Below are 813 nucleotides of genomic sequence, written 5' to 3'. Positions count from 1 at the left end.
GCCTCGCCGTGGTCGGCGGTGACGACGACGCGGCCGTCGAGGTCGTCGGCGAGGGCGGCGACCTCCTCGAGGGCGATGCGGAGGTTTGCTTCGTAGAGCTCGAGGGCGGCGTCGCGGGTGCCGCTGCGGAGGAGGTCGGCTGGGTCGAGTTCGAGCCAGAGACCGGCTTTCTGGGCGAGTTCGCTGCCCTCGAGGCGGCGCTCGAGTTTGGGGCGGATGGTTTCACCGATGGCGGAGAGGGCGCCGGCACCGGCGCCGTCGGTGCGGGCGTCGGTGTCGTTTTCCTCGCCCTGGCGGCGGATGCCCTTCTGGATCTGTTTGAGCTTCTGGCCGGAGCCCCGGGAGAGGTAGGGGGCGTGTGGTTGCATGTAGTGGAGGACGGTGCGGTCGGCCCGCTCGACGGCGTCGGGGTGGTCGCGCATGGCGGCGGCGAGGCCGTCGGGGGGGACGGTCCCGAGGTCGTCGTCCCAGCGGGTTTTCCAGACGTCGAAGACGCGGTCGATGTGGTCGCTGGCGGTCCAGTCGTAGTCGCAGCTGGCGCCCCACTTGAGTTCGTTCAGCGGGATCCCCAGGTCGTTGATGAAGGGATTCCCCGAGAAGTACGCGATGTCGTGCTCGCCCGTGAAGGTGCGGTAGGCCCACTCGGGGGTCGAAGAGCCGGGACTGCGGCGCTTCTCGAGGTCGCCCTCGAGGTAATCGTCGTAGACGTCCTCGAAGACGTCGTAGCGACAGGCGTCTAAGACCAGACAGTAGTCCCACTCGGACTCGAGGAACTGGTGGTCGTCCATTAATTGCGTCGACGTTGCGATTCGA

Annotated in this window: 1 protein-coding gene; it reads right to left on the bottom strand. The window is 67.8% G+C overall.

The genetic code is table 11. The annotated features are described in order from the left end of the window. A partial coding sequence (locus GWG54_RS20605) for a hypothetical protein (RefSeq protein WP_167939493.1) occupies positions 1–788 on the bottom strand: 788 nt, incomplete at its 3' end. Positions 789–813: the final 25 nt, after the last annotated feature.

The sequence above is a fragment of the Natronococcus sp. JC468 genome, from assembly GCF_012163165.1.
Taxonomy (GTDB): Archaea; Halobacteriota; Halobacteria; order Halobacteriales; family Natrialbaceae; genus Natronococcus; species Natronococcus jeotgali.
The sequence above is the reverse complement of the archived record's forward strand: the minus strand, read 5'-3'. Positions and strand labels throughout refer to the sequence as shown.